This is a genomic window from Paracoccus aerius (assembly GCF_014656455.1).
GTDB lineage: Bacteria > Pseudomonadota > Alphaproteobacteria > Rhodobacterales > Rhodobacteraceae > Paracoccus > Paracoccus aerius.
Window position 1 is genome coordinate 267,719 of the sequence record NZ_BNCL01000001.1, and the last position, 18,099, is coordinate 285,817.

18 protein-coding genes are annotated in these 18,099 nt (G+C 65.4%); 4 read left to right on the forward strand and 14 right to left on the reverse strand.

What is annotated here, in order from left to right:
• Positions 1 to 110: 110 nt before the first annotated feature.
• From recG to sciP, 4 genes are all read right to left on the reverse strand, one after another.
• Positions 111 to 2,231, reverse strand: coding sequence for an ATP-dependent DNA helicase RecG (gene recG, locus IE224_RS01385; protein WP_229849195.1), 2,121 nt, complete (start codon positions 2,229 to 2,231; stop codon positions 111 to 113).
• Positions 2,204 to 4,396: an NAD-dependent DNA ligase LigA gene (ligA, locus tag IE224_RS01390; protein ID WP_191307385.1), complete on the reverse strand. Its 2,193-nt coding sequence runs from the start codon at positions 4,394 to 4,396 to the stop codon at positions 2,204 to 2,206. The genes recG and ligA overlap by 28 nt, the downstream gene beginning before the upstream one ends.
• 92 nt (positions 4,397 to 4,488) lie before the next feature.
• Complete coding sequence (ctrA, locus tag IE224_RS01395; RefSeq protein ID WP_167622139.1) at positions 4,489 to 5,196, reverse strand: response regulator transcription factor CtrA; 708 nt, start codon at positions 5,194 to 5,196, stop codon at positions 4,489 to 4,491.
• Positions 5,197 to 5,290: 94 nt separating this feature from the next.
• Positions 5,291 to 5,566, reverse strand: a complete 276-nt coding sequence (gene sciP, locus IE224_RS01400; protein WP_167622140.1) for a CtrA inhibitor SciP — start codon at positions 5,564 to 5,566, stop codon at positions 5,291 to 5,293.
• A gap of 147 nt (positions 5,567 to 5,713) precedes the next feature.
• Between sciP and mnmA the strand changes: the two genes are divergently transcribed.
• Positions 5,714 to 6,880, forward strand: a complete 1,167-nt coding sequence (gene mnmA, locus IE224_RS01405; protein ID WP_191307387.1) for a tRNA 2-thiouridine(34) synthase MnmA — start codon at positions 5,714 to 5,716, stop codon at positions 6,878 to 6,880.
• Here mnmA and IE224_RS01410 read toward each other — a convergent pair.
• Positions 6,852 to 7,262: a SufE family protein gene (locus IE224_RS01410; RefSeq protein WP_167622142.1), complete on the reverse strand. Its 411-nt coding sequence runs from the start codon at positions 7,260 to 7,262 to the stop codon at positions 6,852 to 6,854. The two genes, mnmA and IE224_RS01410, sit on opposite strands and share 29 nt — an antisense overlap.
• Positions 7,263 to 7,372: 110 nt before the next feature.
• Here IE224_RS01410 and IE224_RS01415 point away from each other — a divergent pair, with 110 nt between their 5' ends.
• Positions 7,373 to 7,864, forward strand: a complete 492-nt coding sequence (locus tag IE224_RS01415) for a hypothetical protein (protein WP_191307388.1) — start codon at positions 7,373 to 7,375, stop codon at positions 7,862 to 7,864.
• A 75-nt stretch (positions 7,865 to 7,939) separates the two neighbouring features.
• Here the strand turns inward: IE224_RS01415 and IE224_RS20925 are convergent, their stop codons facing one another.
• On the reverse strand, positions 7,940 to 8,110 hold the full coding sequence (locus IE224_RS20925) for a hypothetical protein (protein WP_229849196.1): 171 nt from the start codon (positions 8,108 to 8,110) through the stop codon (positions 7,940 to 7,942).
• On the opposite strand from IE224_RS20925, the gene IE224_RS01420 reads away from it, so the two are divergent.
• Complete coding sequence (locus IE224_RS01420; protein WP_229849197.1) at positions 8,096 to 8,338, forward strand: TM2 domain-containing protein; 243 nt, start codon at positions 8,096 to 8,098, stop codon at positions 8,336 to 8,338. The two genes, IE224_RS20925 and IE224_RS01420, sit on opposite strands and share 15 nt — an antisense overlap.
• 20 nt (positions 8,339 to 8,358) lie before the next feature.
• Here IE224_RS01420 and pheS read toward each other — a convergent pair whose 3' ends face one another.
• The 7 genes from pheS to pyk form a co-directional block, all read right to left on the reverse strand.
• The gene (gene pheS / locus IE224_RS01425; RefSeq protein WP_191307675.1) at positions 8,359 to 9,441 is read right to left on the reverse strand and encodes a phenylalanine--tRNA ligase subunit alpha; all 1,083 of its coding nucleotides are present in this window, start codon (positions 9,439 to 9,441) and stop codon (positions 8,359 to 8,361) included.
• A 92-nt stretch (positions 9,442 to 9,533) separates the two neighbouring features.
• The gene (locus IE224_RS01430) at positions 9,534 to 10,940 is read right to left on the reverse strand and encodes an alanine/glycine:cation symporter family protein (protein ID WP_191307390.1); all 1,407 of its coding nucleotides are present in this window, start codon (positions 10,938 to 10,940) and stop codon (positions 9,534 to 9,536) included.
• 110 nt (positions 10,941 to 11,050) lie between these two features.
• Positions 11,051 to 12,418 (reverse strand): cytochrome P450, encoded by a 1,368-nt coding sequence (locus tag IE224_RS01435; RefSeq protein WP_191307392.1) that lies wholly within the window; start codon positions 12,416 to 12,418, stop codon positions 11,051 to 11,053.
• Positions 12,419 to 12,520: 102 nt separating this feature from the next.
• A complete protein-coding gene (gene rplT / locus IE224_RS01440) occupies positions 12,521 to 12,880 on the reverse strand; it encodes a 50S ribosomal protein L20 (RefSeq protein WP_167622147.1) in 360 nt (119 codons plus the stop codon).
• 16 nt (positions 12,881 to 12,896) lie between these two features.
• Positions 12,897 to 13,097, reverse strand: a complete 201-nt coding sequence (rpmI, locus tag IE224_RS01445) for a 50S ribosomal protein L35 (RefSeq protein ID WP_130989495.1) — start codon at positions 13,095 to 13,097, stop codon at positions 12,897 to 12,899.
• Positions 13,098 to 13,205: 108 nt separating this feature from the next.
• Positions 13,206 to 13,433, reverse strand: coding sequence for a hypothetical protein (locus tag IE224_RS01450; protein ID WP_167622148.1), 228 nt, complete (start codon positions 13,431 to 13,433; stop codon positions 13,206 to 13,208).
• Positions 13,434 to 13,468: 35 nt separating this feature from the next.
• On the reverse strand, positions 13,469 to 14,914 hold the full coding sequence (pyk, locus tag IE224_RS01455; RefSeq protein WP_191307394.1) for a pyruvate kinase: 1,446 nt from the start codon (positions 14,912 to 14,914) through the stop codon (positions 13,469 to 13,471).
• A 113-nt stretch (positions 14,915 to 15,027) separates the two neighbouring features.
• Here pyk and IE224_RS01460 point away from each other — a divergent pair, with 113 nt between their 5' ends.
• Positions 15,028 to 15,768: an N-formylglutamate amidohydrolase gene (locus tag IE224_RS01460; RefSeq protein WP_191307396.1), complete on the forward strand. Its 741-nt coding sequence runs from the start codon at positions 15,028 to 15,030 to the stop codon at positions 15,766 to 15,768.
• Between the two features lie 4 nt (positions 15,769 to 15,772).
• Here IE224_RS01460 and IE224_RS01465 read toward each other — a convergent pair whose 3' ends face one another.
• The gene (locus IE224_RS01465) at positions 15,773 to 18,037 is read right to left on the reverse strand and encodes an adenosylcobalamin-dependent ribonucleoside-diphosphate reductase (protein ID WP_191307398.1); all 2,265 of its coding nucleotides are present in this window, start codon (positions 18,035 to 18,037) and stop codon (positions 15,773 to 15,775) included.
• Positions 18,038 to 18,099 lie beyond the last annotated feature (62 nt).

Here is an 18,099-nt window from a genome sequence, read left to right on the forward strand (position 1 = left end):
CAGTGACACCCAGAAGATCGGACAAGAATTCGCGGGACATGGGCAACTCCTCTCTGTTGCCCATTTGTTCTCACTTTTGCTCCGATTCGTAAAGAACATTTTAAGAACTTCTAGCCGACTGCAATCAGGCGGATCGCCTCATCCTGGCTCATCAGCCACATCAGCATCCGGACTGCCTGCCCCCGCGGGCTTCCAAGCCCCGGATCCTGCTCCAGCAGGTTGCGGGCATCCTGCCGGGCGACCGCCATCAACCCCGCCTGATGTTCCAGATCGGCGATGCGGAACCGCGGCAGGCCGGACTGCGCCGTCCCGATTACGTCGCCCGCGCCTCGCATCTCCAGATCCACCTCGGCGATGCGGAAGCCGTCTTCGGTGTCGCGCAGCGTCGTCAGGCGCCGCGCGCCGGTCTCGTTCAGGGGCGGGTGATACATCAGCAGGCAGGTCGAGGCGCCCGACCCCCGCCCTACGCGGCCACGAAGCTGGTGCAACTGCGCCAAGCCAAAGCTTTCCGCGTGCTCGATCACCATGATCGTCGCTTGCGGGACATCCACCCCGACCTCGATCACGGTCGTGGCGACCAGAAGCTGTGCGCGGCCGCTTGCGAAATCCGCCATGGCCGCGTCGCGCTGATCGGCAGGCATCTGGCCGTGGACCAGCCGCACCGTTTCCCCGAACAGGGCGCGCAGCGACTGAAATCGCGCCTCGGCCGCAGTCAGGTCCGTGACCTCGCTTTCCTCGACAAGCGGGCAGACCCAATAGGCCCTTGCCCCCTGGTCCAGCACCCGGCGCAGCCGCGCCGTGACCTCGTCCAGGCGCTGATCGCTGATCATCACGGTAGTGATCGGCTGCCGCCCCGGCGGCTTTTCGTCCAGGATCGAGATGTCCAAGTCGCCATATTGCGTCAGCGCCAGCGATCGCGGGATGGGCGTCGCGGTCATGATCAGCATGTCGGGCGGCACCTGTCCCTTGGCCGAAAGCTCCAGCCGCTGGGCCACGCCGAAGCGGTGCTGTTCGTCGATGATCGCCAGGCGCAGGTCGTGGAAATCGACCCCCCGCTGGAAGACGGCATGGGTGCCGACAAGGATGTCGATGCGACCCTGGGCCAGATCCTCCAGCAGTTGCGTGCGCAAGTCGCCCTTGTCGCGGCCGGTCAGGGCGGCCAGCCGAACGCCTGCCGCACGGGCCAGCGGTTCCAGGGCGCGGGCGTGCTGTCGGGCCAGGATCTCGGTCGGCGCCATCAGCACCGCCTGCCCGCCCGCCTCGACCGCCACCAAGGCGGACAGCATGGCGACCAGGGTCTTGCCGGACCCCACATCCCCCTGCAACAGCCGGTTCATGCGCCGGTCGCTGGCCATGTCGGCGGCAATTTCGCTGACCGCGCGGGTCTGCGCGCCGGTGGGCGGCCAGGGCAGATGACCCAGGACCGCGCGGCGCAGCCGACCATCCCCGGGGCTGGGCCGCCCCTTCAGTCGCCGCCTTTCGCGACGGACCAGGGCCAGGGTCATCTGGTGGGCCAGAAACTCGTCATAGGCCAGTCGCGCCCGGGCGGGCGCATCCGGCGACAGATCGCGCAAGGACTGCGGGTCATGGGCCTGCCGCAGCGCCGTCGCGAAGTCGGGCCAGCCGCGCTGCGCGACAAGCTGCGGGTCGATCCATTCCTGCACCGGCGGCAGGCGTGTCAGCGCAGCCTCGGCTGCCTTCACCATCGTCTTCCGGGTCAGGCCGGCCGCGAGGGGATAGACCGCCTCGAACTCGGCCAGGGGCGGGTCTTCCTCGCGCTGGATATGATCGGGATGGACCATCTGCGCCATGCCGTCGAACAACTCGATCTTGCCGCTGACGATGCGGCGGGCACCTGTGGGAAGCTGGCCCTCGATCCATTCCTTGCGGGGATGGAAGAAGGTCAGCGTCAGGTCGCCAACGCCGTCGCTGCAATGGACGCGCCAGGGGCGGCCCTTCGACCCGGGCGGATGGTGGCGGCCGACCGTCACGGCCACCGTGACGATCTCGGGCGGGCGGGCATCGCCGATCCGGGCGATCCGGCGGCGGATGATGCCGCTGCTGGGCAGGGTCAGGATCAGGTCGCGCGGCCGCTCGATCCCCATCTGTGCCAGGGCGTCGCGCCCCTTTGGGCCAATGCCAGGCAGGGTGTCGATGGCCGCGAACAGCGGGAACAGCGCCGGGGGACGGCCCTTGGGCTGGGTCATGACCCGCCCGCGATGCGCAGCCATTCGTCCTCGTCGATGACCTTGACGCCCAGTTCGGCGGCCTTGCTGGCCTTGGACCCCGCCCCCGGCCCGGCGATCAGCAGGTCGGTCTTGGCGCTGACCGAGCCTGCGACCTTGGCGCCCATCGCCTCGGCTCGGGCCTTGGCCTCGGCCCGGGTCATGCGTTCAAGGGTGCCGGTAAAGACCAGGGTCTTGCCGGACACCTGGGTCTGCTGCACCTGGCGAGCCTTTGCCGGGATGACCTCGATCTGCGCGGTCAGGCGGTCGATGCTGGCCCGCTCGGCCTCTTGGGTCAGGGTGGTCACCAGCGACTGGACCAGGACCGCGCCGATGCCGTTGATGGTCGTCAACTCGGACCAGTGCGGGCTGCCGGCCATGACCTGGCGGCGGGCCTTGTCATCGGGGACGGCGAAGGCAGGTTCCTTTGCTGCGGCGTCCACGGCCGCAATCAGCGCGTCCCAGGTACCGAAATGGCGGGCAAGGATGCCTGCCGCGACCTCGCCCACATGGCGGATGCCAAGGGCGAAGATCAGCCGCTCCAGCGGGATGCGGCGCTTGTCCTCGATGGCGGCGAACAGCTTTTCGACCGAGCGGGCGCCGAATCCTTCGCGGTTCTTCAGCCGCGCGATGCTGCGGGCGTCGCGGTCTGCCAGGGTGAAGATGTCGGCGGGTTCGCGGATCGGCAGGGCTGGATCCGCGAAGAACATCTCGATCTGCTTGGCACCCAGGCCGTCGATGTCGAAGGCGGCGCGGCTGACGAAATGCTTCAACTTCTCGATAGCTTGCGCGGGGCAGACCAAGCCGCCGGTGCAGCGGCGCACCGAATCGCCCGGCTCGCGAATCGCGTCCGATCCGCATTGGGGGCAGGTTTCGGGAAAGCGGTAGGGGTGGCTGCCCGCAGGCCTGCGGGACAGGTCCACGTCGGCGATCTTGGGGATCACGTCGCCGGCGCGATAAACCATGACCCAGTCGCCTTCGCGGATGTCGCGACCCTCGCGAATGGGGGTGCCGCTGCTGTCGCGGCCGGCGATGTAATCCTCGTTGTGCAGGGTGGCGTTCGACACCACCACGCCGCCGACCGTGACGGGTTCCAGCCGCGCGACCGGCGACAGCGCGCCGGTGCGGCCCACCTGGATCTCGATCCGGTCAAGGCGGGTCCAAGCCGTTTCAGCCGGGAACTTGTGCGCCAGCGCCCAGCGGGGCGTGGTCGAGCGAAATCCAAGCCGCGTCTGATATGACAGGTCGTTGACCTTGTAGACGACCCCGTCGATGTCATAGCCCAGTGTGGCGCGCTGCTGCTCGATCTCGGCCCAGACCGCCAGCATCTGGTCCGCATCCCGGCAAAGCCGCGTCAGCGGATTGGTCTGGAAGCCGAGGGCCGCCAGCCGTTCGACGGCCCCCATTTGCGTGTCGGCCAAAGGCTCGCTCAATTCCCCCCAGCCATAGGCGAAGAACCGCAGCGGGCGCGAGGCGGTCACGGCGGGGTCGATCTGGCGCAGCGATCCGGCGGCGGCATTGCGCGGGTTGGCGAAGACCCGCCCGCCCTCGGCCGCATTCAGGCGCTCGAAGTCGGCATGGCTCATGTAGACCTCGCCCCGAACCTCCAGGATCCGGGGGGCGCCGTCCGGAAGCTTGTGGGGAATGTCGGCGATGGTAAGGGCATTGGCGGTGACGTTTTCTCCAACGGTGCCATCGCCACGCGTTGCCGCCTGCACCAGAAGCCCGTCCTCATAGCGCAGGGACAGGGAAAGGCCGTCAATCTTGGGTTCGGCCGTGAAGGACAGGTCGTCGCCCCGCAGTCCCAGGAAGCTTCGGACGCGGGCCACGAAATCCGCGACATCTTCGGCGCTGAAGCCGTTTTCCAGCGACATCATCCGCTGGGCATGTGTGACCTTTCCAAAGCCTTCCGCCACCGCCCCGCCGACCGCCTGCGTCGGGCTGTCGGGTCGGGCCAGCTGCGGAAAAGCTTGCTCAAGGGCCAGCAGACGTTGCTTCAGCGCATCATATTCGGCGTCCGACAGGACCGGAGCGTCCCTGGTATGGTAATCCTCGTTAGCCTGGGCGACGCGCGCCGCCAGATCGGCGATTTCATCGCCGGCGCGCTTTTCGTCCAGAAGGGCGGGATCACTCCAGCCTGCCCCGCCCTCACCCCGATCGGTATCCGCCATCGCTGCCTCCGCCTTTCGTCTGTCCGTTCTATACGACGTCGGGCGGGGCAGTTTACAGGGGCTGCCGCAACGATGATGCGGCGCCCCGCCTGTCAGGCGCCGATGGCCAGACGTTCGGCGTTCGGGGCGGGCTCACGCAGAACATAGCCCCGGCCCCAGACCGTCTCGATATGGCTGTCGCCGCCGATCGCCTCGGACAGTTTCTTGCGCAACTTGCAGATGAAGACGTCGATGATCTTCAGTTCGGGTTCGTCCATCCCGCCGTAGAGATGGTTCAGGAACATTTCCTTGGTCAGCGTCGTCCCCTTGCGAAGGCTGAGCAGTTCCAGGATCTGGTATTCCTTGCCCGTGAGGTTCACGGCCTTGCCCTTGACCTGGACGGACCGGGCATCGAGGTTCACCACGATCTCGCCCGTCTTGATGATGGCCTGGCTATGACCCTTGGAACGGCGGATGATGGCCTGGATCCGGGCCTGCAATTCCTCGCGGTTGAAGGGCTTGGTCATGTAGTCGTCGGCACCGAAGCCGAAGCCGCGCAGCTTGCTTTCGGTATCGTCGGAACCCGTCAGGATCAGGATGGGCGTGTCCACCCGTGCCAGCCGAAGATGGCGCAGAACCTCCATCCCGTGCATGTCCGGCAGGTCGAGGTCCAGCAGGATCAGGTCATAGTCGTACAGCTTGGCAAGGTCGATTCCCTCCTCTCCCATGTCCGTGCGGAAGACGTTGTAGCTGGCCGCCGTCAGCATCAGTTCGATGGCCCGAGCCGTGCTGGGATCATCCTCAACCAACAGAATTCTCATGAACATATGCCCCGATTCGTGTTTACGCTAATGAACCATCGACCGATAAGGTTAATATGTTGTTACCATGATGCGTCTTCCGCATTCGCGCAATCTATGGTTGCCTAAATCGCTGGATCGACGTGACCTTCAAGGCAACGGCCCCATGCGCCTTCATCGCCCTTGCCCAACTGTCCAGCTCTTCCTCGGACAGGCCATAGCGGCGCAGGGCCTCGTCCTTCTTGATGAGGCCGTAAAGGACGGCGTTGACCACGGTTTCCTTGCGGCTTGCCACCCACCGCGTGTCTTCCGGCGGCAAATCGGCCAGGCTTAGGACCCTGCCGTCGGGCAGGATCACGGTTCGGGGGGCATCGGTTTTCTTCAAGAACATTCCCATCTGTCCTATGTCGCCTGTGACCGACATTCCCCCAAATCCCCTAAGGCCTGATTGAGGATGACAGGTTTTTGCGTGCTTGGGCGCTTGAGAATAGACAGCATTTGCCTATATTTCGACGTAATCTTTATCCTTGGATCTGCCATGACCCTGCACCACCGCGCGCCCGCGCGCGCGCCTTCGTTGAACAGCCTGGGCTTTGCCAAGCCACCCGCCGAGACGCGGGTGGTGGTGGCGATGTCGGGCGGCGTGGACAGTTCGGTCGTGGCCGCAAAGCTGAAATCCGAGGGCTACGACGTCATTGGGGTCACCTTGCAGCTTTACGATCACGGGGCAGCGCTGGCCAAGAAAGGCGCCTGCTGCGCGGGCCAGGACATCCATGACGCGCGACGCGTGGCTGAACGCATGGGCTTTCCGCACTATGTTCTGGATTACGAAAACAAGTTCCGCGAATCGGTGATCGACGAATTCGCCGATGCCTATCTGGCGGGCGCGACGCCGGTGCCCTGCATCCGCTGCAATGAGCGCGTCAAGTTCCGCGACCTGCTGGAAACTGCGCGCGACCTGGATGCCGACTGCATGGCGACCGGGCACTACATCCAGCGCAAGGACGGCGTGGCGCGGGCCGAGCTTCACATGGCCGCGGACGCGAACCGCGATCAAAGCTATTTCCTGTTCTCGACGACCCAGGAACAGCTTGATTTCCTGCGTTTTCCCTTGGGCCACCTGGAAAGCAAGGCGGAAACCCGCGCCTTGGCGGCAGAATACGGGCTGGCCGTCGCGGACAAGCCCGACAGCCAGGACATCTGCTTCGTGCCGAACGGGAACTACGCCGCCGTGATCGAGAAGCTGCGCCCCAATGCAGCCGAGCCCGGCGACATCGTGGACACCGACGGCAACGTCCTGGGCCAGCATCGCGGCGTGATCCACTATACGATCGGCCAGCGGCGCGGGCTGGGGATCGGGGGCCTGGGCGATCCGCTTTACGTCGTGCGGCTGGATCCCGATGCCCGGCGTGTGGTGGTGGGCCCGAAATCGGCGCTTGCGACAACGGTCGTGCCCGTCAACGAGGTCAACTGGCTGGGCGACCAGCCGTTCGCGGGCGAGATCCCGGTGATGGTCCGCATCCGGTCGACCCGCCCCCCGCGGCCCGCGATCCTGCGCCCCATCGGCGCCACCCGGGCCGAGGTCGAGTTGCTGGATGCCGAGGAAGGCGTCAGCCCGGGCCAGGCCTGCGTCTTCTACGAACCCGACAGCACTCGTGTGCTGGGCGGCGGCTGGATCACGCTGCGTCGGCGGAAAGCTGCCTGATTCGCTGGATCATCGCGCGCAGTCCGTTCGACCGCTGCGACGACAGATGCTCGTCCAGTCCCAGCCGTGCCAGTTCGGCCTGCGCGTCGATCTGGCCAACCTGCCCCACCGGAACGCCGGAATAAAGCGCGTGCAGCACAGCGATCAGCCCGCGCACGATCATCGCGTCGCTTTCGCCTTGGAAATCAAAAAGGCCATTCTCGATCCGGGGCATGATCCAGACCTGGCTGGCGCAACCCTCGACCTTGGTTGCGGGCACCTGCAGCGCCGGGTCCATTGGCGGCATGGCCCGACCCAGTTCGATCACGTGGCGATAACGTTCCTCCCAGTCGTCGAGGAAGTCGAAGGTCTCGGCAATGTCTTCGAAGGCTTGGGTTGCCATGGCGTGGTCCTTTTGTCCCATGGTTACCGCGCCGGGCCTGCAAGGTCAAAGTGCCTTTATCCCGCACCGGATTTCGCCTAACAAACCGAAAACACCCGAGGGATGGTGACATGAGCAAACTGACCGCGCCCCTGCTGATCGCCGCATTGGCCGTGACCGGCTGCGGACGGCTTGGCGACAGCAGCTGGAACCCCCTGCCCTGGGGCGAGGCGCCGGCCCGGACCTTGGAACCCGAGGGCGGCTATGCCGAGGTGTCGGACAACCGTCCCGACATCCCCCAGATCACCGCCGCCCGGTGGGAGCCGCTGAACGAAGGCCGCCTGCTGGTCGTGAACGGCTTTGCGCCCGTCCGCGGCTATTCCTCGGTGGCGCTTGTCACCGCGCGTCCGATGCCGGGCGACCGCATCTCTCCCGACGCCGATGGCGTGCTGCGGCTGCGGCTGGTGGGCGTCCCGCCTGCGCCCGGCAGCGCCGCCGCCCTGCCCGCCCGCCCCGGCGTGGACGACATCACTGCGGCGATGGCGCTGTCATCGGTGCAACTGTCGCGGATGGTGGCAGTGGAGATCACGAGCACGAGCAATGTCGTGCGGTTGGGGCGGTAGGCTGCGTGACCTCATGCACTTCGTGAGGTCACAATTACACCGGCCAGCGTCCACGCGACATGTCTTTCGCCGGTCTTAACCGAACATCAATTTTTTCCTGCAAGCAAGGGGCATCGTCTCGTAGGAAAAGATATCACTCTCGAAACCCAACAGCAGATACTGATCGAACAGCGCATCCAGAATGACGCGAAATCGCCGGTCGCTGCTTATCTCCTGCTCATCTTCCTGGGCATGTTTGGCGCGCATCGCTTTTATCTCGGCAAGACCGGGACGGCGATCACCATGCTCATCCTGACATTTGTTGGAATTGTGACAGCTATTCTGGCTGTGGGCTTTATTCTCCTCTTTGCCGTGGGCATCTGGACGCTTGTTGACATCTTCCTGATCCCCGGCTTGATCCGGGACGAAAAGGACCAGATGCGGCAACGCCTTACGGTGGAGGCAGTTCATCAAGGCGTTGCTTTGAATCATTGACCTGCAGGTTGGGCTGACCGTTATCGGCTTAGCCCACCTGCCACACTCGGCACATCCCCTGCCGCGAACCCGTAATGCCGCAGCCACCGCAGGTCGCTTTCGAAGAAGGCGCGCAGGTCGGGGATGCCATATTTCAGCATGGCAATCCGGTCGATGCCCATGCCGAAGGCGAAGCCCTGCCACTGGTCGGGGTCGATGCCGCCGGCGCGCAGGACATTGGGATGCATCATGCCCGAGCCAAGAATCTCGAGCCAGGAATTGCCCTCGCCGATCTTCAACTGGCCGCCTTCCCAGGAACAGCGGATATCGACCTCAGCCGAGGGTTCGGTGAAGGGGAAATGGCTGGCGCGGAAGCGGAGTTCGACCTGATCAACCTCGAAAAAGGCGCGGCAGAATTCCTCGAGCGTCCATTTCAACTGGGCCATGCTGATGTCGCGGTCGATCGCAACACCCTCGATCTGGTGGAACATCGGCGTGTGGGTCTGGTCCATGTCCATGCGGTAGACGCGGCCCGGCGCGATCACGCGGACGGGGGCGCCGTGCTGCTGCATCGCGCGGATCTGGACGGGGCTTGTATGGGTGCGCAGCACATGCGGCGGGCGATTGTCGCCCGGCGCGCGGTGCATGAAGAAGGTGTCATGTTCCTGGCGCGCGGGATGTTCGGGCGCGATGTTCAGCGCGTCGAAATTGTACCAGTCGGATTCGACCTGCGGGCCTTCGGCGACCGCGAAGCCCATGTCGGCGAAGATCGCGGTCACTTCCTCGGTCACCTGGCTGATCGGGTGGATGGTCCCCTGCGGCCGAGGGCGACCGGGCAACGTCACGTCCAGCCACTCGCCCGCCAGCCGCGCCTCCAGCGCCGCGTCCTCAAGCGACAGCTTGCGGGCACGCAGGGCGGCGTCCAGTTCGTCGCGCAATTCGTTCAGGGCGCGGCCGATGGTCTGGCGTTCCTCGGGCGACATCCGGCCCAGTTCGCGCATCTTCAAGCTGATCTCGCCCTTCTTGCCCAAGGCGGCCAGCCGCACCTCCTCGATCTCCGAAGGATCGGTGGCGCCGTTGATGCGGTCAAGCCATTGCTGGCGGAGGGGGTTCAGATCATCCATCGTCATGCCTCGTCCTTGTCGGGACTTGCGTTAGCATTTGTGACGACGGTGGAAAAGCCTTGGCCGCGCCGCCGGCGGCCAAGGCGGTTGAGCTATTTCCAGATTTCGCGGTTCACGCCAAGGTCCAGGTCGGGATGGTCGCCGATGTGGAAAGTCGGCTGGTGGCCCGCCTTTCGCTGCGCAACGTAGTCGCGCGTCACGCGGATGACCGTGCGGGACAGCAGGACGATGGCGATCAGGTTGATGGTGGCCATCAGGCCCATGCTGGCATCCGCGAAATTGAAGACCGTGGTCACGGCCTGGATCGACCCCCAGACCACCATTGCAAGCGCAACGCAGCGCAGGATGATGATGCCGGCCTTGCCCCCGCCCAGATAGACGACCGAGTTCTCGGCATAGCTGTAGTTGCCGATGATCGAGGTGAAGGCGAAGAAAAAGATCGCGATCGCCACGAAGATGCCGCCGAATGACCCGAAATGTTCTGTCAGGGCGCTTTGGGTCAGCGCGGTGCCGGTCAGTTCGGCCGAGGGGATCGCCCCGGACAGCAGGATCATGATCGCGGTCGCGGTGCAGACCAGGATGGTGTCGATGAAGACCCCCAAGGCCTGCACGAAGCCCTGGCTGGACGGATGGTGCGGGTCAGGCACCGCGACCGCCGCGATATTGGGGGCCGAGCCCATGCCGGCCTCATTCGAGAACAGTCCCCGCTTGATGCCGTTCAGCGCCGCTGCCATGACGCCGCCGGTCACGCCCCAGGCGGCTTCCTGCAGGCCGAAGGCATTTGCGACGATCATGCCCAGGACGCCCGGCACTTCGGAGATGTTCATGACGATGACGATGATCGCGGCCAGCAGATAGGCCCCCGCCATGAAGGGCACGACGAATTCCGCAAACCGGGCGATCTGGGGAATGCCGCCGAAGATGATGACTGCCGTCAGCGCGGCAACGCCAATACCGACGATCCATTTTTCGATCCCGAAGGCGCCTTCGACGGCCTCGGCAATGGAATTGGCCTGCACGGCGTTGAAGATCATCCCGAAGGCCAGGATCAGCGCGATGGCGAAGACCGCCGCAAGCCAAGGCTGGCGCAACCCGTTCGCGATGTAGAAGGCCGGGCCGCCGCGATACATGCCGTCGGGTCCATGGACCTTGTAAAGCTGCGCCAGCGTCGATTCCGCATAGGCCGTAGCCATTCCGACCGTCGCCACCACCCACATCCAGAAGATCGCACCCGGCCCGCCCAGCGTCAGGGCCACCGCCACGCCAGCGATGTTGCCCGTGCCGACCCGGCTGGCCAGCGATACGGTCAGCGCCTGGAAGGGCGAGATGCCGTCGCGGTCGCCCGAGCACGATCCGGCAACGCAGCGAAACATCTCGGGGAAGTGGCGGAACTGAATGAACCCCAGCGACACGGTGAAATAGATGCCGACCGCGATCAGCCCGTAGATCAGGACATAGCCCCAGAAAATATTGTTAAGGAAGTCGATGATGGTGTTCATGCCGCGCTCCTGGTTCTTCAATTCACGCGAGTGTAACACGCGCGTGAACCGCCCGCCTCAGGCCTTAACGGTTTCATGGCCGAACTGTTGCACGCAGGCCGAAACGGGGTTCAGCGCGGCCTGACCTTCAGCCAGACGCCTCCGTGCGGGCGCAGGGTCAGGATCATCCGCGGCTGCGGATTGCGGCCTTGTATCGGGTCGAACCGGAAGCGCGCCAGAAGCGTGGCAAGGATGATCACCGCCTCGTGCAGCGCGAAGCTGGCGCCGATGCAGATGCGCGGCCCGGCGCCGAAGGGGAGATAGGCATAGCGGTCAGGGGTGATCAGGAAGCGGTCCGGGTCGAAGGCATCGGGGCGGTCCCACAGCAGATGGTGGCGGTGCAGCGCATAGATCGGCAGCATCACCGTATCGCCGGGCAGAACCTCTCGGCCACACAGGCGGTCGGCAACCTGCGCGGTGCGGGACAGAAAGGCGGCCGGCGGGTAAAGCCGCAGCGCCTCGGACACGATCCGCTGGATCAACGGCAGGCGCGGCAGGTCGGCCGCCGTCGCGGCCCGGTCGCCCAAGGTCGCCTGCGCCTCGGTCGCGGCGCGGTCCTGGATGCCCGGATCGAAGGCGCAGAGATACAGCGCCCAGGCCAGGGTCAGGGCCGTCGTCTCGTGTCCCGCGACGATGAAGGTCAGCAGGTTGTCGCGCGATTCGTCCCGGGTCATGGCGCGGCCCGTTTCGGGATCGCTGGCGTCCAGCAGCAGATCCAGAAGGTCTGGCGCCCCGTTGGTCCGAGGCGCTGCCGCGCGCGCGTCGATGGCCCGGTCGGCGATCTCCTTCATCCGGTTCAAGCCGGGGCGAGAGAACATGCGGCCCGGGCGGGGTATCCAGCCCGGCAGTCCCATCACGTCCAGCAGCGACACCTTGGCCGTCTGCGCGATATAGCCGTCGATGGCATGATGCACGGCGTCCCGGTCAAAGGCCCGGTCGCCCGACAAGGTCACGTCCGAGATCACCTCGAAGGTCGCGGCCACCGTTTCACTGAACAGGTCCACCGGGCCGCGCGCCGCTGCAAGACGGCGGGACGAGGCCTCGGCCGCGGCGGTCATGACCGGGCCCAGCCCCTCGACATGGCGCAGGGCAAAGGCGGGTGCCACGGCCCGGCGCTGCCATCGCCACTGCGCCCCCTCTGCCACGAACAGGCTGTCGCCTATGGCAGGTTCTAAGATCAGCTTGGTGACGTTGGACTTCGGATAATCCTCGACCCTGTCCTTGAGGATGTGGCGCAGCGTCGGCGGGTCCATGACCATGTGAAAGCGCACGCCCGTCTTGCCCGAAACGATCGGCTGCCGGGTGGCGATCTGCGGGATCAGTTCCAGCAGGTTGCGCCGCGCGGTCAGGGCGGTGCCGACGATGCCCAGCGGCTGCCGGGCAAGCGCCACTTTTACGGGTTCGCGGGCAGGATGGTGCGGCGCTTGATGGATGGTCATCCCGAAAGGATAGGAAGCCGCAACCCCCAGCACAACGCCGCGAACGAAAAAGGCCAGCACGTCATCGACGCACTGGCCCAGATACCGGCTTGCCCAATTGAATCAGGCAGCGGCTTTCGCTTTTTCCACGATCGCGCCGAACGCATCGGGTTCGTTCACGGCCAGGTCGGCCAGAACCTTGCGGTCAACCTCGATCCCGGCTTTCGCCAGCAGGTTGATGAAACGCGAATAGGTCATTTCGGCGTCCACCAGGCGGACGGCCGCGTTGATCCGCTGGATCCACAGCGCGCGGAAGTTGCGCTTGCGGTTCTTGCGGTCGCGGGTGGCGTACTGGTTCGCCTTGTCCACAGCCTGGGTGGCGGTGCGGAAGTTCCGCGAACGGGCGCCGTAATAACCTTTGGCCGCGTCCAGGACCTTCTTGTGGCGGGCGTGGGTGACCTTGCCGGATTTAACTCGTGCCATTGTTCAGTCCTCGCGATCAGCGGTTATAGGGCATGTATTTCTTGACGATCTTGGCATCAGCGTCCGACAGGACGGTGGTGCCGCGCGCGTCGCGGATGAACTTGATCGTCCGCTTGATCATGCCGTGGCGCTTGCCGGCCTGGGCGGATTTCACCTTGCCCGAAGCCGTGAACGAGAACCGCTTCTTGGCGGCCGACTTGGTCTTCATCTTCGGCATTTTCGTCTCCTTGGATCAGAGTGAACGTGCGGCTCGGCAATGCCATGTGGCCGGCCGCACGGGCAGGAAGCGCGCCGTATAAGCGCGCACGGTGAATTTGGCAAGCCGTTACGGCGTCGTGGTCGCCCCGCCCGTCAGGCGCGCCCAGGCCTGCGGGATCTGTTCCAGGCTGAACGGCTGGGGCGACAGGTAGGCCGCGGCGAAGATTGCCGCGATGCCCAGGATCAGCATGATCGCAGCGGCCCGCGGCGGGCGGGTCTGCAGAAGCTGCACCACCGCGACGACGATGGACAGAAGGCACAGCGCAATGCCGCCCAGCAGCAGGTAATCGGACATGGATGTCCCCGTGATGAAATCGTTCGACCCCGGGCTTATTCTGGATCGGACGCGAAGATCAAGCGTTCGTCGCAGGGCGCGATGCGGACGATGTTGGTGCTGCCCGGCACGTTGAAGGGCACGCCGGCGATCACGACCACCTGGCGCTTCTCGTCGGCGAAGTGGAACTCGCGGGCGGCCCTTGTCGCGTTCACCACGGCTTCCTTGAAACGGCCGAGCTGCGGCGTGATCACGCAATGGGTGCCCCAGGTCAGGCACATGCGGCGCAGCACCGATTCGACATGGGTCAGCGCGATGATCGGCACGCGCGGCCGTTCGCGGGCCACCAGGCTGGCCGTCTTGCCCGACTGGCTGAAGGCGCAGATCGCGGCGATGTCGGTCGTTTCGGCGATCTCACGCGCCGCGGTCACGATGGCATCTGCCACGGTGTGCAGCTTGTTCTGGCGCGACGCCTCGATGATGGCGCGATAGTTGCCATCCGCCTCGACCGAGCGGGCGACGTTGTCCATCGTGCGGACGGCCTCGATCGGATAGGAACCGGCGGCGCTTTCGGCCGAAAGCATCACGGCATCCGCGCCTTCGTAGATGGCATTGGCAACGTCGCTGACCTCGGCCCGCGTAGGCATGGGGCTTTCGATCATCGATTCCAGCATCTGGGTCGCAACGATGACCGGCTTGGCCGCCGACCGGCACTTGCGCACCAGCCGTTTCTGGATGGGCGGGACCGAATGGATGGGCAGTTCAACCCCCAGGTCGCCGCGGGCAACCATGATCCCGTCGGACACGGCAAGGATCTCGTCAAAGGCATCGACGGCCGCCGGTTTCTCGATCTTCGACAGGATCGCGGCGCGGTTCCTGGCAAGGGAGCGGGCTTCCTCGACATCGGCCGCGCGCTGGACGAAGGACAGGGCCAGCCAGTCCACGCCCAACTGGCATGCAAACTCCAGATCCGCACGGTCCTTGTCGGACAACGCGGCAAGGGGCAGCACCACGTCAGGGACATTCACGCCCTTGCGGTCGCTGATCGTGCCGCCGACAGTGACGGTGCAATCGGCGAAGTCGGGGCCGCAGTCATCCACGCGCAGGCGGATCTTGCCGTCGTTGACCAGAAGATTGCTGCCTGGAACAAGGGCCGCAAAGATTTCCCGGTGGGGCAACTGGACGCGATGGGAATCGCCCGGCGCCGGGTCCAGGTCGAAGCGGAAGCGGTTCCCTTCCTCCAGATCGCAGGCGCCCGAGGCGAACTGACCCACGCGCAGCTTCGGTCCCTGGAGGTCGGCCAGAATGGCAATGGGGCGGCCGGTCTCGGCCTCGACCTCGCGGATCGCGTCATAGCGGTCGCGGTGGTCGGCGTGGCTGCCATGGCTCATGTTCAGGCGGAAGACGTCTGCGCCGGTCTCGAACAGCGCACGGATCATGTCCTTGGTGCTGGAAGCCGGTCCCAGGGTTGCCACGATCTTGACGTTGCGATGTCGTCTCATTCCTGCGCCCTTCTTCTGTTTGCGCTAACTATGGTCCAGATCGCCTGTCGCTGCAACTGGCGTCCGCAGACACCTTCGCATAGACATCGCCGGACATGAAGGATCACCGACCGATGACTGAACGCGCCTTCTGGACCGAGGGCGAGGATCGCCCCTCCCGCTGGCTGATCACCTGCGACCATGCGACGAACCGCGTCCCCGACTGGATCGGCGGCGGCAGCCTGGGCATCGCGCCCGAGGATATGGCCCGCCACATCGCCTATGACGTGGGCGCTGCCGGCTTGGCATCGCGCCTGGCTGCGCTGATGGATGCCTCTGCGATCTTCTCCGACTTCTCGCGCCTGGTGATCGACCCCAACCGGGGCGAGGACGACCCGACGCTGCTGATGCGCCTTTACGACGGCACGGTCATACCCGCCAACAAGAACGCCGACGCGGCCGAACGCCAGCGGCGGCTGGAACGGCTGCACCGCCCCTATCACGCGGCCCTGGGGCGGCTGGCCGACGGGCACCCGGCACGGTGCATCTGCGCCGTCCACAGCTTCACCCCGCAGTTGCGCGGGCGCCCGATGCGGCCGTGGCAGGTGGGCATCCTTTATTCCTGGCAAGACATCCGGCTGGGTCCGCCGCTGGTCCAGGCCTGCCGGCAGGCAGGATGGATCACCGGCGAAAATCAGCCCTATGACGGCCACCTGGAGGGGGATTCGATCGACCGCCACGCGCTGAGGCAGGGCCGGCCGAACGTGCTGATCGAGGTGCGCAACGACCTGATCGCGGACCAGTCGGGTCAGGCGGAATGGGCCGCGCGGTTGGCCCCGGTGATTGCGGCGACGCTGGCTGCGACCGGGCTTTGACAGCCTAGCCGCATTTCGAATGGCCGCAATTCGGGCAGGTCATGCAGCCTTCGTTCATGCGCATCCCGTATTGGCCGCAGTTCGGGCAGGCCGGTCCCAGCGGCCGTTCGCCCACGGCCACGGCCTCGACCTGCGGATCCGACTTCAAGCCCATCCCCTCGCCTGCCAGGAAGCCGATGTCGATCATGTGCCGCTCGATCACGCCGCCGATCGCGGCCAGGATCGAGGGGACGTAGCGCCCGTTCATCCAGGCCCCGCCGCGCGGATCGAAGACGGCCTTCAACTCCTCGACCACAAAGCTGACGTCGCCGCCGCGCCGGAAGACGGCGCTGATCATCCGCGTCAGGGCGACGGTCCAGGCGAAATGCTCCATGTTCTTCGAGTTGATGAAGATCTCGAACGGGCGGCGATGGCCCGACTGGATGATGTCGTTGATGGTGATGTAGATCGCGTGTTCGCTGGCCGGCCATTTCAGCTTGTAGGTCGCACCCTCAAGCGACGCCGGCCGGTCCAGCGGTTCGGTCAGATAGACGACGTCGGCACCATTGTCGGCGTGCGGCGCGGCCTCGGCCGTTTCGCTGACCGACAGGACGCTGCCGGTGACGTCGTTGGGGCGATAGGTCGTGCAGCCCTTGCAGCCCAGATCCCAGGCTGACAGGTAGACATCCTTGAAGTCCGCGAACGAGATGTCGGCAGGGCAGTTGATCGTCTTCGAGATCGAGCTGTCCACCCATTCCTGCGCCGCCGCCTGCATGGCCACGTGATCCTGCGGCGCAAGCGTCTGGGCATTCACGAAATGATCCGGCAGGTCTGCCTCGCCATGCATGTCGCGCCACATCTGGACGGCGTAATCGACGACCTCCTCCTCGGTCCGGCTGCCGTCCTTTTGCAGGACCTTGCGGGTATAAGCATAGGCGAAGACCGGCTCGATGCCCGAGCTGACATTGCCCGCATAAAGGCTGATCGTCCCGGTCGGTGCGATCGAGGTCAGCAAGGCGTTGCGGATGCCGTGCCGCGCGACGGCCTCGCGCACGTCGGCGTCCATCCGTCGCATGAAGCCGGATGCCAGGAAGGCGTCGCGGTCGAACAGCGGAAAGAAACCCTTCTCTCGCGCCAGATCGGCGCTTGCCAGATAGGCGGACCGCGCGATGGCGCGCATCCATGCGCGGGTCTGGTCTACTGCGTCCGCCGCGCCGTAACGCAGCCCCAGCATCAGCAGCGCGTCGGCAAGGCCCGTCACGCCAAGGCCGATGCGGCGCTTGGCCTGCGCCTCGGCCGCCTGCTGGGGCAGCGGAAAGCGCGAGGCATCGACAACATTGTCCATCATCCGCACGGCCACGCGAACCAGGTCGTCAAGCGCCGCCATGTCCAGACGGGCCTTGGGGGTGAACGGGTCGGATACCAGCCGAGCCAGGTTGACCGATCCCAGCAGGCAGGCCCCATAGGGCGGCAGGGGCTGTTCGCCGCAGGGATTGGTGGCGCTGATCGTTTCCGCGTAGTGCAGGTTGTTCTGCTGGTTGATGCGGTCGATGAAGATCACGCCGGGTTCAGCGTAATCATAGGTTGCGCGCATGATCCGGTTCCACAGGTCGCGCGCCTGAACAGTGCGGTAGACCTTGCCGCCAAAGACCAGATCCCATGCCCCATCGGCCTTGACCGCGTCCATCAAGGGATCCGTCACCAGAACCGACAGGTTGAACATCCGCAGCCGCGCGCGGTCCTGCTTGGCCGCGATGAAATCCTCGATATCGGGGTGGTCGCAGCGCATGGTGGCCATCATCGCGCCGCGGCGCGAACCAGCCGACATGATCGTGCGGCACATCGAATCCCATACATCCATGAAGGACAGCGGCCCCGAGGCGTCGGCGCCCACGCCCTTCACCTCGGCCCCCTTGGGGCGCAGGGTGCTGAAGTCATAGCCGATGCCGCCGCCCTGCTGCATTGTCAGCGCCGCTTCTTTCAAAGCGTCGAAGATGCCGCCCATGCTGTCCTGGATGGTGCCCATGACGAAGCAGTTGAACAGGGTAACCGACCGGCCCGTCCCTGCGCCCGCAAGGATTCGGCCCGCGGGCAGGAACTTGAAGTCCTGCAATGCGGCATAAAAGCGGTCTTCCCATTCGGCCGGGCTTGCCTCGACCTGGGCCAGATCGCGTGCAACGCGGCGCCAGCTATCTTCGACCGTCGCGTCGAGGGCATGGCCCTCGGTGTCTTTCAGGCGGTACTTCATGTCCCAGATCTGTTCGGCAATGGGCGCGGCAAAGCGGGTCATGGCGGCTTCCTTGGGGCGGCGGAGAAGTTATCCACAAGATATGGGCTTTCGCCACAGCCGAT

Excerpts from the sequence above, each read along its gene's own strand:
- recG (WP_229849195.1), bottom strand. The coding sequence starts at position 2,231 with ATGGCTGCGCATCGCGGGCGGGTCATGACCCAGCCCAAGGGCCGTCCC.
- ligA (WP_191307385.1), bottom strand. The coding sequence starts at position 4,396 with ATGGCGGATACCGATCGGGGTGAGGGCGGGGCAGGCTGGAGTGATCCC.
- ctrA (WP_167622139.1), bottom strand. The coding sequence starts at position 5,196 with ATGAGAATTCTGTTGGTTGAGGATGATCCCAGCACGGCTCGGGCCATC.
- sciP (WP_167622140.1), bottom strand. The coding sequence starts at position 5,566 with ATGTTCTTGAAGAAAACCGATGCCCCCCGAACCGTGATCCTGCCCGAC.
- mnmA (WP_191307387.1), top strand. The coding sequence starts at position 5,714 with ATGACCCTGCACCACCGCGCGCCCGCGCGCGCGCCTTCGTTGAACAGC.
- IE224_RS01410 (WP_167622142.1), bottom strand. The coding sequence starts at position 7,262 with ATGGCAACCCAAGCCTTCGAAGACATTGCCGAGACCTTCGACTTCCTC.
- IE224_RS01415 (WP_191307388.1), top strand. The coding sequence starts at position 7,373 with ATGAGCAAACTGACCGCGCCCCTGCTGATCGCCGCATTGGCCGTGACC.
- IE224_RS01420 (WP_229849197.1), top strand. The coding sequence starts at position 8,096 with ATGTTTGGCGCGCATCGCTTTTATCTCGGCAAGACCGGGACGGCGATC.
- IE224_RS20925 (WP_229849196.1), bottom strand. The coding sequence starts at position 8,110 with ATGCGCGCCAAACATGCCCAGGAAGATGAGCAGGAGATAAGCAGCGAC.
- pheS (WP_191307675.1), bottom strand. The coding sequence starts at position 9,441 with ATGGATGATCTGAACCCCCTCCGCCAGCAATGGCTTGACCGCATCAAC.
- IE224_RS01430 (WP_191307390.1), bottom strand. The coding sequence starts at position 10,940 with ATGAACACCATCATCGACTTCCTTAACAATATTTTCTGGGGCTATGTC.
- IE224_RS01435 (WP_191307392.1), bottom strand. The coding sequence starts at position 12,418 with ATGACCATCCATCAAGCGCCGCACCATCCTGCCCGCGAACCCGTAAAA.
- rplT (WP_167622147.1), bottom strand. The coding sequence starts at position 12,880 with ATGGCACGAGTTAAATCCGGCAAGGTCACCCACGCCCGCCACAAGAAG.
- rpmI (WP_130989495.1), bottom strand. The coding sequence starts at position 13,097 with ATGCCGAAGATGAAGACCAAGTCGGCCGCCAAGAAGCGGTTCTCGTTC.
- IE224_RS01450 (WP_167622148.1), bottom strand. The coding sequence starts at position 13,433 with ATGTCCGATTACCTGCTGCTGGGCGGCATTGCGCTGTGCCTTCTGTCC.
- pyk (WP_191307394.1), bottom strand. The coding sequence starts at position 14,914 with ATGAGACGACATCGCAACGTCAAGATCGTGGCAACCCTGGGACCGGCT.
- IE224_RS01460 (WP_191307396.1), top strand. The coding sequence starts at position 15,028 with ATGACTGAACGCGCCTTCTGGACCGAGGGCGAGGATCGCCCCTCCCGC.
- IE224_RS01465 (WP_191307398.1), bottom strand. The coding sequence starts at position 18,037 with ATGACCCGCTTTGCCGCGCCCATTGCCGAACAGATCTGGGACATGAAG.